We start from the raw sequence: 15,973 nt of genomic DNA on the forward strand, positions 1-15,973 counted from the left end.
CGCACGGCGGGGCGCGTGGGGTTCGTGCCCCGTAACGGTCTGGCGCACGCCGTAGCGCCGTGTGCCAGACCGGCTTGCTAGGGTCGCCCCGCCGGTCGACCGGCGTTGCGAGGGGGAGTTGCCGGTGGGTGTGGGACGAGTCCGGGTGTTGAGCACGAACGCACGCATCACGGGTGGGATCTTCTGCCTGCTCTTCGCACTGCACACCTGGACCTGGGTGCTCTACGACCTGTTCGAGCAGGGTACGGGCGGTATCTGGGATCTGTGGACAAGGTCCGCGCCCAGCGCGGCGATGGACAGCATGCCCGCCACCAGCGCAGGCGATGCCGGGCTCGGCCTGCTGCAGCTCGCCGCGGCCTTCGCCGCGTTCACCGCCGCCGGATCGGCGGGCGGACTGCTGGCGGTGACCTGTGCGCTGACCTTCGCCTACCGGGTGCCGGTGATCTGGCACGCGGCGTCGCACGAGGAGTCCTCACCCTGGTACACGGTTCAGGGCTTCTTCGACGACGCCTCGCTGGACGCCGCGCTCATCAGCTGCGGCTGGGTGGCGGTCTTCACTGGTGTGCTGGCCGTCGTGCTGCTGGCGGGCAGGCAGGAGTGGCCACCCGCCCCGAACCCGTACGAGCCGTCGCCGGAGCCGCCGCTGCCGTCCGAGTCGCCGCAGCTTCCCACCAAGGCCGGAGCCGTCGTCATCGCCGTGTGCCTCGGCATCATGACGGCGTACGGGATCGGCTGGAACATCCACACAGCCGCCGAGAGCGGTGGCGAGACCTGGCGGCAGTACTTCCTCGGAGAACACGCGGTGCTCCAGCTGCTGGACGTCGCTCCCGCCTGGCGGTGGACGATGCTCGCCGTGATCGGTGCCGTCGGGGTTTCGCTGGCAGCCAACCGGCGGGTGTCCGCGCGGGGGTTCGCGTTCGGCGTGGTCCTGGCGGTGCTGCCGGAAGCCGTCACCACGCTGTGGCAGTACGCCGACTCGGAGAGGCTCTTCGAGCTGGACGAGCGCGCTCGGATGCCGGATCTGATGAGGAAGGTGGAGCTCCTGCTGACGCTGGTCGGCGGACTGGCGGTCCTCGCGCTGGGTGTGCGCCCGGGCACGCCGGTGACACCCGAGGGGCCCGAGGAGGTTCCGTTCACTCCCTTGACCGTGGAGCTGGACCCGTACGACCCGCACGCGGGCCCCCACCAGCAGTACGCCCAGCCGTATCAGCCGTATCAGCCGCAGGCATACGGCCAGGCCGTCCCGTACCAGCAGCACCCGGCGCCGTACCTGCAGTATCCGCCGCCCTACCAACAGGCCCCCCAGTATCAGCAGCCCCAGCGGCAGCACCCGCCGCCGCACTACGCCCAGCCGTACCCGCCGCCGCCCCAGCACGGCCCGCCTGCTGCCCATGGCCCCCCGGTAGTCCCGCCGCCCCCGCCGGGCCCTCCGCCCGGCTACTGACACATCTCCGCGAGAAGGCCCCCGCCGGTTTCGTCCCGTCGGGGGCCTTCTTCTGCCTTCTTCCGGTCGCGCTCCAGTTCGACCGCCGCGTTCGGTCTGGATTCCGGCGCATACGGGAAACACCCCTCGCGCCGTGTTATCCCTGCATACGGCTTTGCCGTACGGGTGGCGTTCTACGCGAGACGCTGATCCGAGCTGACGTTCTCGGCCTGGAACATCCAGTGCTGCTTCTCCAGTTCGAGGGTGAGGCTAATGAAGATGTCCTCCGTAGCCGAGTCCACCCTGCCGACGGCCGTCATCCGTTCGCGGGCCTTTCCGATGGAGGAGGACAGGGCGGCGACCATCGTGGCGACCGCCACCGTGTCCTGCAGCCAGCCTTCATTGACCGTGCCGACCGCAGTTCCCGCGGCTACCGTCGAGGTCCGTCCGTCCGGGGGGATACCGAGTGCCGCGGCGCGCTCGGCAACCGTGTCCGAATAACGGCGCGCGAGGGTGACGACTTCGTCGAGCTGGAGATGGATGGAACGGAAACGCGGGCCCACGATGTTCCAGTGGATCTGTTTGGCGAGAAGGGAGAGGTCCACGAGGTCCACCAACTCGCCTTGGAGCGCCTCGCCCACGACCTTGAGGTCATGGTCGGGGAGTGTGCTCTTCACCGTGTATGTCACGATTAGTTCACTTTCTCTCGAGTGCACCCGTTCGCACCCCTACGGTACCGCCGCGCGCCGCATCGCGCCTGCTGTGCATCCGTGGCACTGCGTGCCGCAAGAGGGGTTCGACGATCACCGCCTGTTCGTAGGCTATTGCGACGAATTGTCGTTCTTGCAGCGCAGAAAAATTCTGGACGAAGAATGCGCTGGTCGAGCGCGCATTTGACGTCAATGGCCAGGTGTGATCAGAGATTCGGTGGCATGACTACCGCTCCCCGTGGATAGTGATGCGATGGAGCCCATGCGTGGTTCCCCGTAATCCTCCGCAGACTCGGGGTGCCCGCGCATTGCGGAGACCACCGACTCGACAACCGGAGGTTTCATCATTTCAGCGCGACCGGTGCAGGAATTTGGAGACAACCCGGTAGACGTCCGGGAAACAGGGCATTACACCGAGGAATATGTACCCAGCTTCGTGGAGAAGTGGGACTCGCTCATCGACTGGGAGAAGAGGAGTCAGAGCGAGGGTAACTTCTTCATCGACCTGCTGCGCAAGCGGGGCGTGAAGAGCGTGCTCGACGTGGCGACGGGCACCGGATTCCACTCGGTGCAGCTGCTCGAGGCGGGCTTCGAGACCGTGAGTGCCGATGGAAGCGCCGAGATGCTGGCGCAGGCGTTCTCGAACGGGGTCAAGTACGGGGACCACATTCTGCGTGTAGTCCAGGCGGACTGGCGTTGGCTGAATCGCGACGTGCATGGTGAATACGACGCGATCGTCTGTCTCGGAAACTCTTTCACGCACCTCTTCTCGGAGAGTGACCGACGAAAGGCGCTCGCCGAGTTCTACGCCATGCTGAAGCATGACGGAGTGCTCATCCTGGACCAGCGGAACTACGACACGATCCTGGACCGCGGCTTCTCCAGCAAGCACATCTACTACTACTGCGGCGAGGATGTCGCGGTGGAACCGGAATACATGGATGAGGGGCTGTGCCGTATGCGGTACAGTTTCGCGGACGATTCCGTGTACCACCTCAACATGTTTCCGCTGCGTAAAGACTACACACGTCAGCTGATGACGGATGTGGGATTCCAGCGGGTCGAGACGTACGGCGACTTCCAGCACACCTACCGCGATGAGCAGCCAGATTTCTACGTCCATGTGGCGGAGAAGGCGTACATCATGGAGGAGGGTGAGGACGGGCACTCGGCGGCGGTCTCCACGGCCCGCAGCTACTACAACTCCTCGGATGCCGACACCTTCTACGCCTCGGTGTGGGGCGGCGAGGACATCCACGTCGGCCTGTACGAGCGGGCCGACGAGCCCATCGTCGACGCCAGTCACCGCACCGTCGAGCGTATGGCGTCGAAGCTGTCGCTGACCGAGCGCTCCATCGTCCTGGACCTGGGCTCCGGTTACGGCGGCTCCGCACGCCACCTGGCCGAGAAGCACGGCTGCCGGGTCCTGGCGCTCAACCTCAGCGAGGTGGAGAACGAGCGGCATCGCACGCTCAACGCCGAGCGCGGGCTGACCGGCGCCATCGAGGTCGTCGACGGCTCGTTCGAGAGCATCCCCTATCCCGACGACAGCGTCGACGTCGTCTGGTCCCAGGACGCCTTCCTGCACAGCGGTGACCGGCACCGGGTGCTGGAGGAGGTGGCACGGGTGTTGCGCCCGGGCGGTGAGCTGATCTTCACCGACCCGATGGCGGTCGACGGCTGCCCCACCGACGTGCTGAGGCCGATCCTGGACCGCATCCATCTCGACGACCTGGGCTCACCGGACTTCTACCGCCGTGAACTGGCCCGGCTGGGCTTCACCGAGGTGGGCGAGGGCGGCTTCGAGGAGCACCGCGAGCAGGTGGCCAGGCACTACGGAAGAGTGCTGGAGGAGACCGAGCGGCAGGAGGCCGACGGTCTGGGCGGCAAGGTCAGCGCGGACTACCTCACCCGCATGAAGAAGGGCCTCCGCGACTGGGTGCACGGCGGCCAGGAGCACCACCTGACCTGGGGCATCTTTCACTTCGTGCGCTAGGGAGCCACTTCGGGCCCGTGCGCCCGCCGTCACCCGTTGACCGGGGGTGGCGGCGGGCCCGGCACCCGGGGCGGGCCCGGCACCCGGGGCGGACCCGGCACCCGGGGCGGGCCCGGGATGGGCGAGGGCGCGGGACCGGCCGCCAGCAGCGCACCGAGCCCCCGCCGGGTCGCGGCGACCACCATCCGGTCACCCGGCCGCATGACGTACCCCGGGGGCAGCCCCCACTCCAGCTCACCCGCAGGCCCTGTTGAGTCCGGTGAGAGGGATGACAGATCCGCCCGCCGCTGGCCCGGCCGCGCCACATCCAGCGCAAGCACCCGCCAGGTCCCCGCCCGGAACGCCTCGGCGACCGTACGGCCCTCCAGCAGCGGGTTGCCGCGTACGTCCACGGCCGCGAAGACCAGCACGCGACGGCCCACCGGAATCGCCCCGAGCACCTGACGCCCCATCATCGAACCCGCGAAGGCCGGAGCCGCCAGCGCGGATACGGAGCGGCTGCGAGTCTGGGCGAGCGGATAGGTGTCGCGGAGCGTGCGGTAGACCGTGGCGGCCAACTCGTCGTCGAACAGCCGCATGGCGACCCGCAGTTCGGGCTTCACCTGCCGGGCGTAGAGCACCGCCTCCAGATTGGTCCCATCGTCGCTGGTGAGGGCGAGCAGGGCGCGGCTGCGCTTGATCTTCGCCGCCTCCAGCACGTCGTTGTCCGTCACATCCGCGATCAGTGTCGGCACCCGCCGGGAGCGCGCCAGCGCGATGCCGCGTGCCTCGTCGTCGCGCTCGATGCACACCACCGGAATGCCCAGTTCCAGCAGCCGGTCCAGCACCCGGGTGCCCACCTTGCCCAGGCCCAGCAGCACCACATGGCCGGACAGCCCGCGCGGCGGATCGGGCAGCGAGGCGGCCTTGCGGAAGGCGCCGTAACTCTCCAGCACCACTGCCAGAAGCAGCGGCAGCATCATCAGTCCGGCCATTCCGGAGAGCAGTTGGAGGATCTGCTCGTCCGACGGCTCATCCACCTTGGGATCGTTGATGGCGAAGAAGTCGAGCAGGACCACATACGCCGCGTGCACCGGACTCCCGCCGCGCATCCACCAGTTGGCCGCGGCCAGCGCCGCCACCACGGCGCCCATCGCGGCCACCGCGTAGCGCAGCCGCCGCGAGAACAGCTCCTTGAGCGGCTGGAAGGGCAGCAGCCGGGGCAGGCTCCGTGTGCCGGCCCCCGGCTGCGGGCGCCGCGTGATCGCCTCCAGCACGACGGCGCCGCGCCGCCCCGGAAGCCCCGTCAGGTCGGCTTCGTCCGGCAGCAGTACGGGCCCGCCGGTCCCCTCCGACTCCTCCTCGGTGTCGCCCTCGCCCGCCTCCGGACCCGGCCCGGAGGTGTCGGGCAGCAGCGCCAGCGTGCACAGCGGGCGCCTGCCGCTCCGGGAGCCGATCGCGCCGAGAGTGCGCTCCTTGGCCCGCAGCAACAGGCCGTCGGCGGACACGATCTTGTCGCTGCCGACCACCGCGGCGGCGACCAGCGAGGGCGCCGCGGTGTCCGCGTCGGACAGCACCGTGGTGGAGGCGTCTATCTCCGACTGGTCGAGATCAGGGTGGTTGACCTCGGCGGCCCGGTCCAGGAGGTTCTCCAGGTAACTGCCCAGTGTGCGGTTGTACATCCGGATGACCAGCCGCAGCCGCGGGTTCATCCGGCGGGCACGCAGCGCGATGTGGATGTTCAGCTGGTCGTCGCCCGAGGTGAGCGCGAGCGCGGCGGCGTCTTCGATACCGGCCTCACGCAACGCCGCGTCGTCGGGCACCTGCGCCTCCACCGCCCGTACGGACAGCTCAGGGGAGCCCACCAGCGCGGCGATCTGCGGACCATGGTCACCGCCCCGCAACGACGGCAGGATCACGGTTACATGCTGCCCGTAGACCGTCGTCAGCTCCTTGGAGAGCCGCTGCGACAGCGCGTTGTCACCGCACACGACCATGTGGGGGCGGCGCCTGCGGATTCCGCCTAGGCTGCTTACCATGGACGCCTCGGACACCCCTTTGAACATCTGTGTCTTCTGCTCCGCCGCGGACCTCGACGAGGTCTACACGGCGGCTGCCCGCGAGTTCGCCGAGCTTATCGGCAAGCGCGGGCACGCCCTGGTGTGGGGCGGCTCCGACGTCGGCCTGATGAAGGTGGTGGCGGACGGCGTGCAGGGCGCGGGCGGAAGGCTCATCGGTGTGTCGGTGGAGTTCCTCCAGCACAAGGCACGGGCCGAAACCGACGACATGATCATCGCGAGGGATCTCGCCGAGCGCAAGGCGCTGATGCTGCAGCACGCGGACGCGGTGGTCGTGATGGTCGGCGGCACCGGCACGCTGGATGAGGCCACCGACATCCTGGAGCTGAAGAAGCACGGCATGCACCGCAAGCCCGTCGTGGTGCTCAACACGGCAGGCTTCTACGACGGGTTGCAGCAGCAGATGCTGCGGATGGATGCGGAGCGTTTCCTGCCCGTGCCGCTCACCGACCTGGTCACCTTCGCCGCGGACGCGCAGGAGGCGATCACCGCCCTCGGCGGGTGACCGGCGTGTGAGGCACGATGGCCTCATGGCTGCACCTACGACACACCTGATCACCGGCGCGGGCTCCGGCATCGGCGCCGCCGTGGCGCGGCGCCTGCTGGAGCGCGGTGACGGACTCTGGCTCCTCGCGCGTGACGCGGGCCGCGCCAGGGAACTGCGGGAGTCCTTCCCGGGCGCCCGCACGCTCGTCGGCGACCTCGCCGATCCGGAGCGGCTCTCCTGGGCCCTGAGCCACCAGGAACTGCCCGACAGGCTGGACTCACTTCAGCACATCGCCGGAGTGGTGGACCTGGGCCCCGTCGGCGAGCTGACCCCGAAGGTGTGGAACACCACGCTGGCGGTGAACCTGGTCGCGCCCGCCGAGCTGACCAGGCTGCTGCTTCCGCAATTGCGCTCCTCGCGGGGGCACGTCGTCTTCGTGAACTCCGGCGCAGGTCTGCGCGCCAACGCCGACTGGGGCGCGTACGCCGCGGGCAAGCACGGTCTCAAGGCGCTGGCCGACGCGCTGCGGGCGGAGGAGAGCGGCAGCGGCGTCCGCGTCACCTCGGTCTACCCGGGGCGTACGGCGACCCCGATGCAGGTGAAGGTGCACCGGCAGGAGGGCAAGGAGTACGACCCGTCCAGCTGGCTCAGCCCGGAGTCGGTGGCGACGACGCTGCTCACGGCGCTGGACCTGCCGCCCGGCGCCGAGATCACGGATCTGAGCGTGCGGCCCGGCGCCTGACGCCGGTGCCCGGCCTTCCGGTGCGGGCGCGCCGCCGTGCGCCCTTACGACCTGATCCACTGGCTATCGTGCACCAGGTCGTTACGCTTGCCGGGTGACGGAACAGGGCAGTTTCAGCTGGGGTACGGCCGCCGCGACCGGGATCGGGTCGATGCCGGGCGGCGACACACGCGAGGCCGCGAAGGCCATCACGGAAACGCTGGAGGCACTCCCGTACCTGCCGGAGCTGCCCGCACGCGGCCCGGGAGCGGACATGACGGGCCGTACGGCGGGGATGCTGGCCGAGCTGTACGTCCAGCTGGAGCCCAGCGGCTGGCGGCTGAGCGACCGGCCCGGCCGGGACACCCGCCGGGCCCGCTCCTGGCTGCGTGAGGACCTGGACGCCCTGGAGGAGTTCACCCAGGGGTACCGGGGCGCGCTGAAGGTCTCCGTCGTCGGACCGTGGACGCTGGCCGCCGCGCTCCAGCGGCGCGGCGGCGAGGCGATGCTCGGTGACCCGGGTGCCTGCCGGGATCTGACCGCGTCGCTGGCGGAGGGCCTGCGGGCGCATCTGGCGGACCTGCGGCGGCGGGTGCCCGGAGCGCAGCCGGTGCTCCAGCTGGATGAGCCGTCGCTGACCGCCGTACTGCGCGGCACGGTGCGCACCGCCAGCGGCTACCGCACGTACGACGCCGTGGACCGGTCCGTGGTGGAGGGGGCCCTCCGGGAGGTGTTCGCCGTCCATGACGGCCCCGTCATCGTCCACTCCTGCGCGCCCCAGGTGCCGTTCGCACTGCTGCGGCGAGCCGGCGTCACCGGGATCTCGTTCGACTTCGGGCTCCTCACCGAGAGTGAGGACGACATGATGGGGGAAGCGGTCGAGGGCGGTCTGGCACTGTTCGCCGGTGTCATCCCCGGTGCGGACCCCGAATCCGGTGCGTTGTCAGACCCGGCCGGTAGCGTCATGGGTGTCAGGTCGTTGTGGCGCAGGCTGGGGCTGTCACCGGCACTCCTCGCGGAGTCGGTGGTGATCACTCCGTCGTGTGGGCTGGCGGGCGCCTCGCCCGGTTACGCCCACGCCGCGCTCGCGCACTGCGTCCGGGCCGCGAGGTCCCTCGCTGACAACCCTGAGTACTGATGATCTCCGGTTCATCCCGGACCGCAGGGAGGACGAGACGGTGGCTGGCACACAGCACGCGGACGAGCAGCGGACGCACGGGCAGCAGGCGGACGAGGAGAGGGGTGGCTCGGCGCCGGTCGGCTCTGCGGGGGCGGGGGTTCCCGCCGCGAAGCGCGAGCAGCACTCTCACCTCGCCGAGCAGATCGAGGAGCACCGCTTCCGGTATTACGTCAAGGACGCACCGGTCGTCAGCGACGCCGAGTTCGACCGGCTGCTGCGTGCCCTGGAAGCACTGGAGGAGGAGCACCCCCCGCTGCGTACGCCCGACTCACCCACCCAGAAGGTGGCGGGGCAGTACCAGACGGAGTTCACCGAGGTAGCCCACCGCGACCGGATGCTCTCGCTGGACAACGCCTTCGACGCGGCGGAGCTGGAGACCTGGGGCGACCGCATCGCCCGCGAGCTGGAGGGCGTCGAGCAGCACCACTTCCTGTGCGAGCTGAAGATCGACGGCCTCGCGGTCAACCTGACCTACGAGCACGGGCGCCTCACCCGCGCGGCGACCCGCGGCGACGGGCGTACGGGCGAGGACATCACGCCCAACATCCGCACCATCGGGGACATCCCGGAGCGCCTGCGGGGCGAGCGGATTCCGGCGCTGGTGGAGGTCAGGGGCGAGGTCTTCTTCCCCATGGAGCGCTTCGAGGAGCTGAACGCGCGCTTGGTGGAGGCGGAGGACAAACCCTTCGCCAACCCGCGCAACGCCGCAGCGGGCTCGCTGCGCCAGAAGGATCCGAGAGTCACCGCGAGCCGCCCGCTGCACATGGTGGTGCACGGTATCGGCGCTCGCGAGGGTTTCGACATCGACTGCCTCTCGCAGGCGTACGAGCTGCTGGGTGAGTGGGGCCTGCCGACCTCCCGGCACACCAAGGTGGTCGAAGGTCTGGCCGGGGTGCGGGAGTTCATCGCCTACTACGGGGAGAACCGTCACTCCGTCGCGCACGAGATCGACGGCGTCGTCGTCAAGCTCGACGAGATCCCGCTCCAGGGGAGGCTGGGCTCCACCTCCCGGGCACCACGCTGGGCCATCGCTTGGAAGTTCCCGCCGGAGGAGGTCAACACCAAGCTGACCGACATCCGGGTCGGTGTCGGCCGCACCGGCCGGGTCACGCCCTACGCCGTGGTGGAACCAGTGACGGTCGCGGGATCCGAGGTCGAGTTCGCCACGCTGCACAACCAGCAGGTGGTGAAGTCCAAGGGCGTCTTCATCGGGGACACGGTGGTGCTCCGGAAGGCCGGGGACGTCATCCCGGAGATCCTCGGCCCGGTCGCGGACTTGCGGGACGGCAGCGAGCGGGAGTTCGAGATGCCCGCCGAATGCCCGGACTGCGGCACCGCACTGCGCCCGATGAAGGAAGGCGACATCGACCTGCGCTGCCCCAACGCCCGGTTCTGCCCGGCGCAGCTGCGGGAGCGGATCTACTATCTGGCCGGTCGCAAGTGCCTGGACATCGAGCACTTCGGTTATGTCGCGGCGACGGCGCTGACCCAGCCGCTGGAGCCCGCCGAGCCTCCGCTCATGGACGAGGGCGGGCTCTTCGAGCTGACGGTGGAGCAGCTGCTCCCCATCCGCTCCCACGTCCTCGACCAGGACAGCGGCCTGCCCAAGCGCGATCCGGAGACGGGCGAGGAGAAGGTCGTCACCTTCTTCGCCAACAAGGAGGGCGAGCCGAAGAAGAACACCCTGGCCCTGCTGGAGAACATCCAGGCGGCCAAGCGGCGCCCGCTCGCCCGCATCATCACCGGGTTGTCGATCCGTCATGTCGGCCCGGTCGCGGCGGAGGCGCTGGCGCGGGAGTTCCGCTCGCTGGACCGCATCGCGGAGGCGGACGAGTCGGAGCTTGCGGCGGCCGACGGCGTCGGGCCGACGATCGCGGCCTCGCTGAAGGCGTGGTTCGCCGAGGACTGGCACCGGGAGATCGTCGAGCGCTGGCGGGCGGCCGGAGTCCGGATGGAGGAGGAGCAGCCGGAGGGTGAGAAGGGCCCGCGTCCGCTGGAGGGCCTCGCCGTGGTGGTGACCGGGACGCTCCAGTCGCACACCAGGGACGGAGCGAAGGAAGCCCTGCAGAAAGTGGGCGCGAAAGTGACAGGGTCCGTTTCCAAGAAAACCGCATTCGTCGTCGTCGGCGACAATCCTGGCTCGAAATATGACAAGGCGGTGCAGCACAAGGTCCCGATTCTGGATGACGACGGTTTCACCGTCCTTCTGGAACAGGGTCCGGAAGCCGCCCGCGACGTCGCGCTGGCGCCACCCGAATAGTCCCGGGCACCCTCGAACGGCCCTGGTCCGCCCGCTGCGGCGGGCCAGGAGAGGCCCGGGCGGTGCCGCTGGCCTCCGGAGACGGGCGGCCACACAAGCCGTCTGATACGTGTACAGCACCCGTACGGCGCATAGCAGATGACCGTCGAAGGCCAGATCGCATTGAGGCAACCACGGCCGATCGCTGCCCAGCAGGCAATCCCCGGCCTACTGTTGAAGGGTGAGCCTGTCGTGGCGGCGTCAGGTGCGGACGTGGTGAGAGGGACGGGCATGCAGGAACCCCGCGGTGCCGACGCTGCATTCTCCCCGGGGACGCCGCAGTCGTCAGCGGCTTCCCCCCGGGCCGGGACGGTGAACGGAGCCGTTTCCCGGTCCGCACCGCAGCGGCAGCAAGGTACCGGACGGCCACCCGACGCCGTTCGGGCGGACGACAGGGCGGTACCCGGCGCGAGCCGGGCGCCGTGGCTGCAGCGGCTGGTGTCGGTGCGGGTGCCCGGCCTGCCCGTGGTGATCGCCGCAGTGGCCGCGCTCGTCCTCGCCGCCGCTGTGTACCGCGTACTCGGCGAGCAGCGCGCGCTCTTCCCCGACGGCACCGAGGGCTGGTCGTTCGCCCTGCTGACCGGCATCGTCGTCGGTCATCTGGTCGCACTGGGCCCGGATCGCTGGTGGAGCGGCACCGGCTCGGGAGCCGCCCTCACCCTGGCCATCCTGCTGCTCTACGGCTGGATGCCCGCCGTCCTCGTCTCCCTCGCCGTCGTCTTACTCGTCGGTGCCGCACGACGGCATCGTTGGCGGCAGGCACTGCTGCACTGCGCGATCGACATCGCGGGCATCGGCGGTTCGACCCTCACCCTCCTCGGCTTCGGCACCCGTGCCTCGGTCGAGACCCCCTGGGATCCGGCTTCCTGGGATGCGTCCGCGCTGCCCGAGATCGTCGTGGCCGCGTGCACATACCTGCTGCTCACCCGGGCGCTGCTCTGGTACGCCTACCCGGGGCGCAGCGTCCCGCTGACCACCGTCGCCCGCACCGCGCTGGTGCGGCAGGCACTGGTCGCCGTCGCACTGCTGGGCATCTCCCCGCTGATCGTGGTGGTCGCGGTCGACACGCCGCTGCTGCTGCCGCTGTTCGCGGTGCCGCTGATCGCGCTCGACTCCACGCTGTGGATGGCCCGCGCCCGCGCGGAGGAGCAGCTGCGCGACCCGCTCACCGGTCTGCCCAACCGGCTGTGGCTGATGGAGCGCGCCTGGGCGGCGCTGGAGGAGGCGGACCGGGCGGGGGAGAGGTCGGCGCTCATCCTGATCGACCTGGACCGTTTCCGTTCGGTCAACGACACGCTCGGCCATCTCGCGGGCGACCGGCTGCTGTTGCAGATAGCGGACAGGCTCCGGGAGGTGCTGCCCCGCGGCGCCGAGGCGGCACGGCTCGGCGGCGACGAGTTCGCGGTGCTCCTGCCGGTCACCGGATCCACGACGAGCGCGCAGCGGGTCGCACGGAGCCTGGTCGCGGCGCTGGGCTCCCCCCTGGATCTGGACGGACTGACGCTGGTGCTGGAGGCCAGCGCGGGCGTCGCCGTCTTCCCCGACCACGCGGCCGAGGCCGAGGGCCTGCTCCAGCGCGCGGATGTCGCGATGTACGAGGCCAAGCGCGACCGTACGGGCGTGGAGGTCTACGAGGCGGCGCGGGACAGCAACACCCCCGACCGGCTCGGCCTGCTGGCGGATCTGCGGCGGGCCCTCGACGCGGGCGAGGTCGAGCTGCACTACCAGCCCAAGGTGGGCTTCGACGGCCGGGTCGCCGGGCTGGAGGCACTGGTGCGCTGGGCACACCCCGAGCGCGGGAAGGTGCCGCCCGACGAGTTCATCGCCATCGCCGAGACCTCCGGACTGATGCCCCGGCTGACGGAGTACGTGCTGGAGACCGCGCTCGCCCAGGTCGCCCGGTGGCGTGCCAGCGGGCTCATCGTGCCGGTGGCGGTCAACGTCTCACCGCGTGACGTGCACTCTCCCGGCTTCGCCGGCTCGGTCGCCGCCCGGCTGGCCCGGCACGGCGTGCCGCCGGGCGCCCTGCAGCTGGAGATCACCGAGCATGTCCTGCTGGAGGACCCTCAGCGGGCCGCGGACACCCTCGCCGGCCTGACCGGGCACGGGGTGAAGATGTCGCTCGACGACTTCGGTACCGGCTACTCCTCCCTCGTGCACCTGCGGCGGCTGCCGGTGAGTGAGCTGAAGATCGACCGGTCGTTCGTCGCCCGGCTCGCGGTCGACGCGGAGGACGCGGAGATCGTCCGCTGCACGCTCGACCTCGCGCACTCCCTGGGGCTGCTGGTGGTGGCCGAGGGAGTGGAGGACGACGAGACCTGGGAGCGGCTGCGGGATCTGGGCTGTGACGCGGTGCAGGGCTGGCTCGTCGCGGCGGCGATGCCGCCGGCGGAGGCCACCGCCTGGCTCCGCTCCCGCGAGGGAGGGCGCGCTCCGGTCCAGCCCTCGCCCCCGTCTCCGCCGTCGCTTCCAGCGCCGCCGCCACCCGCCCAGCTGCCTGCTCCGGAACCGGGGCCGCCGGTCCCGGCCCCGACGGAGGAGGGCGCGGACCAGCCGGTCACCTGACCGGCACTCGTGCCGGACGCGGCGCTAGGGCCTGTCTGACACATCCCGCCTTGCTGGCGGCGGCTGGCACGCGCATCTGCTGCGTTGTCGCAGCGTCCGAGTAGCCCACTACGAGGACGCTCCTCCGCCTTGCAGCCGCACGCACCAGCCGCCGCCAGCACCGCCCTCCGGGCGGACGGCGCCATCTGTCAGACCCTAGGGCGTCCGGGGGCGCGCCGTCAGGGCGGCGGTCTGTTTCCAGGCGCCGTCCTCGGCCCGGTCGATCCAGACGGCGGGTTCGCGTACGGTGCGCTGCTCTCCGAAGCGGACCCGGCCCACCGGGCCCTCGGTGTCCACCGAGCCCAGCTCGGCCGCCAGCGCCTCCCGCGCCTGTGTCGCGCTGTGCCCTTCGGGAAGGGCACTGAGCGCGTCGATCAGGGCGCGTGTCGCCTGGTACGTCTCGACGGCGAACGGTGCGGCTGCCAGTTCCGCGCCGAGAGCCGACCGGACACCGATCGGGCGCATCTTCTGCGGGTCCCGCTCCGGGGAGTAGAAGCTGCGGGCCAGCAGCCAGCCCTCGACGGATGACGGGGCGGGGCTGTCGGAGCCCGGCTCGTCTGTGCATTCCACGTCCGTGGCGGCGAGCATCCGCAGTCCCTCGAAACCGCTCTCGTCCACGGCTGTTGTCCACGCGGACCGCCTGTCGTCGTCCAGATAGACGGCGTCCGCATCCGCCTCCGTGAGGACGGATCGCAGCTTCTTCTCATCCAGCCGCTCGGCACTCTTCAGGTCGTCGTCCTGGACCACCCGCACCCCCTGCTGCCGCAGGGCCGCCACCAGCGCTTCCACCCGGACGCCGGTCGCGTCCTGCACGTACACGGTGTCGACACCGTCGGCGGCAGCGAGGTACTCACCGATGCGGGCGCCCGTCTGCTGCTGGGTGGCCGACGCCATGAAGGTCTTGCCGTCCCACTTGCCGGGCGCCTGATAGCCCTGGCATCCGTGGACCAGCACAGGATCCCCGGGGCCGTTCGAGGACAGGAGCGAGCCGGACTGCGGATTGACGACAGCGACCAGATCCTCGTGACGGTCCAGCCAGCCGTCCTCGAGCCGCCGGCGCTCCTTGGCGTCGGCGGCGTGCTTCAAGGGGACGGTCCTGAGGGTGAAGGGCAGGTCCTCGCCCGCGTCCTCGACAGCCGCGCGTACGGCGTCCGCACCCGTGCCGTCCACCTCGAACCCCTCCTGGACACCGATCACGTACTGCGGGCCGTCCTCCCCGGGCCAGCCGGTGGCGGCGACCACACCGACCGCCGCCAGCAGTCCGACGGCCGTGAGCACGGCTGTGGTACGGCCGCCGATCCGGCGGGCCGGGCGTACCGGAGCACGGTCGAGCGGACGGCTGGGCACCGGCGCGGACGGTCGGGAGCCGGTACGGGGCGGGACGGCGATGCGTCGCGGAGTAGGGGCGTGTGCGTGTGCGGGGTCCCGAACCGGTGGGGCCGCCGACTCCGGCGGGGCCTCCTCCGGTTCCGTCTCCTCCGGTTCCGTCTCCTCCGGGCCTGCCTCGTCCTCCGGCTGCGCCTGCGCTGCGTCCCGCGCGAGGGCCGCGAGGATTTCCGCCACCCCTGCCGCGTCCTGCGGCCGGTCCGCCGGGTCCTTGGCCAGCAGGCCCATGACGACGCGGTTGACCTCGGCGGGCACCTCCGGCCGGATACGGCTCGGGGGGACCGGCATGTCGTGCACGTGGTTGTACATGATTCCGGCGGCGCTGCCGCTGAAGGGAGGGCGTCCCGCCAGCAGTTCGTACAGCACGCAGCCGACTGCGTAGAGGTCGGTCCTGGCGTCGCCCGCCTGGTCGCGGAAGCGCTCGGGCGCCATGTAGAGCACGCTGCCGAAGGGCATCTCTCCGGTGAGAGTCAGCCTCAGCGCGCCGGTGCCGGTCTCGGCGATGCGGGCGATGCCGAAGTCCAGCACCTTCAGTGCGCCGTCGTCGCTCACCATCGCGTTCGCCGGTTTGATGTCGCGGTGCACGATGCCCTGGGCGTGCGCCGCCGTCAGCGCCTGGCAGATCTGCGCCGCCCGTTCCAGCGCGAGCCCGACGGGCTGCGGTCCCTCGGCGGTGATGATCTGCTGGAGCGTGCGCCCCCGTACCAGTGTCATCACCAGGAACGGAACCTCCGCACCATCGGGGACGCGGGCGGTGCCGTGATCGTGCAGGGCGACGATGCAGGGACTGTCCAGCGCCGCTACGACCCTTGCCTCCTGGCGGAACCGGGCCAGCAGGCCCGCGTACTCCTCGCCGTCCGGCTCCTGCCGCGGCGTGAACACCTTCACGGCGACCTCGCGCCCGAGCGTCCGGTCCCGTGCCCGCCAGACCTCGCCCATGCCGCCCGCGCCGAGGCGTGCCTCAAGGCGGTACCGCCCAGCCAGTTCCAGTCCGGTCAGCCTGCCCTCGGACCCTCCGTACGCCATGAGCTCCCCGTTCCCCCGTCGGAAAGATCATCGTAGCCACGCGCAGGAAGAGCGGGCAGGGGCACGACTCTGCGGGCGATTTCC

General features: G+C 70.6%; 10 protein-coding genes. 7 read left to right on the top strand and 3 right to left on the bottom strand.

Annotation, left to right across the window (positions count from 1 at the left end):
- Positions 1-148: 148 nt before the first annotated feature.
- Complete coding sequence (locus tag LHJ74_RS22250) at positions 149-1,444, top strand: hypothetical protein (protein ID WP_260219905.1); 1,296 nt, start codon at positions 149-151, stop codon at positions 1,442-1,444.
- A 173-nt stretch (positions 1,445-1,617) separates the two neighbouring features.
- Here the strand turns inward: LHJ74_RS22250 and LHJ74_RS22255 are convergent, their stop codons facing one another.
- Positions 1,618-2,112, bottom strand: a complete 495-nt coding sequence (locus LHJ74_RS22255) for a Dps family protein (protein ID WP_260219906.1) — start codon at positions 2,110-2,112, stop codon at positions 1,618-1,620.
- A gap of 382 nt (positions 2,113-2,494) precedes the next feature.
- Between LHJ74_RS22255 and LHJ74_RS22260 the strand changes: the two genes are divergently transcribed.
- On the top strand, positions 2,495-4,129 hold the full coding sequence (locus LHJ74_RS22260) for a glycine/sarcosine N-methyltransferase (protein ID WP_446033488.1): 1,635 nt from the start codon (positions 2,495-2,497) through the stop codon (positions 4,127-4,129).
- 29 nt (positions 4,130-4,158) lie between these two features.
- Here LHJ74_RS22260 and LHJ74_RS22265 read toward each other — a convergent pair whose 3' ends face one another.
- Positions 4,159-6,147 (bottom strand): NAD-binding protein, encoded by a 1,989-nt coding sequence (locus tag LHJ74_RS22265; RefSeq protein ID WP_260219907.1) that lies wholly within the window; start codon positions 6,145-6,147, stop codon positions 4,159-4,161.
- Positions 6,148-6,166: 19 nt separating this feature from the next.
- Between LHJ74_RS22265 and LHJ74_RS22270 the strand changes: the two genes are divergently transcribed.
- From LHJ74_RS22270 to LHJ74_RS22290, 5 genes are all read left to right on the top strand, one after another.
- Positions 6,167-6,691 (top strand): LOG family protein, encoded by a 525-nt coding sequence (locus LHJ74_RS22270; RefSeq protein WP_260219963.1) that lies wholly within the window; start codon positions 6,167-6,169, stop codon positions 6,689-6,691.
- 25 nt (positions 6,692-6,716) lie between these two features.
- Complete coding sequence (locus LHJ74_RS22275; protein ID WP_260219908.1) at positions 6,717-7,415, top strand: SDR family oxidoreductase; 699 nt, start codon at positions 6,717-6,719, stop codon at positions 7,413-7,415.
- A gap of 151 nt (positions 7,416-7,566) precedes the next feature.
- Positions 7,567-8,532: a methionine synthase gene (locus LHJ74_RS22280; protein WP_375546804.1), complete on the top strand. Its 966-nt coding sequence runs from the start codon at positions 7,567-7,569 to the stop codon at positions 8,530-8,532.
- A gap of 40 nt (positions 8,533-8,572) precedes the next feature.
- Positions 8,573-10,834, top strand: coding sequence for an NAD-dependent DNA ligase LigA (gene ligA / locus LHJ74_RS22285; RefSeq protein ID WP_260219910.1), 2,262 nt, complete (start codon positions 8,573-8,575; stop codon positions 10,832-10,834).
- Positions 10,835-11,104: 270 nt separating this feature from the next.
- Positions 11,105-13,438 carry a putative bifunctional diguanylate cyclase/phosphodiesterase gene (locus LHJ74_RS22290; RefSeq protein ID WP_446033489.1) on the top strand — a complete coding sequence of 778 codons (2,334 nt, stop codon included), beginning with the start codon at positions 11,105-11,107 and terminating at the stop codon, positions 13,436-13,438.
- 195 nt (positions 13,439-13,633) lie between these two features.
- Here the strand turns inward: LHJ74_RS22290 and LHJ74_RS22295 are convergent, their stop codons facing one another.
- Entirely contained in the window at positions 13,634-15,889 is a 2,256-nt protein-coding gene (locus LHJ74_RS22295) for a serine/threonine-protein kinase (RefSeq protein WP_260219911.1), read from the bottom strand.
- Positions 15,890-15,973 lie beyond the last annotated feature (84 nt).

The organism is Streptomyces gossypii (assembly GCF_025165795.1).
GTDB lineage: Bacteria > Actinomycetota > Actinomycetes > Streptomycetales > Streptomycetaceae > Streptomyces > Streptomyces gossypii.

Bases quoted from the DNA above. Each gene is read 5' to 3' on its own strand.
- LHJ74_RS22265 (WP_260219907.1), bottom strand. From the start codon at position 6,147: ATGGTAAGCAGCCTAGGCGGAATCCGCAGGCGCCGCCCCCACATGGTC.
- LHJ74_RS22275 (WP_260219908.1), top strand. From the start codon at position 6,717: ATGGCTGCACCTACGACACACCTGATCACCGGCGCGGGCTCCGGCATC.
- LHJ74_RS22280 (WP_375546804.1), top strand. From the start codon at position 7,567: ATGCCGGGCGGCGACACACGCGAGGCCGCGAAGGCCATCACGGAAACG.
- LHJ74_RS22290 (WP_446033489.1), top strand. From the start codon at position 11,105: ATGCAGGAACCCCGCGGTGCCGACGCTGCATTCTCCCCGGGGACGCCG.
- LHJ74_RS22295 (WP_260219911.1), bottom strand. From the start codon at position 15,889: ATGGCGTACGGAGGGTCCGAGGGCAGGCTGACCGGACTGGAACTGGCT.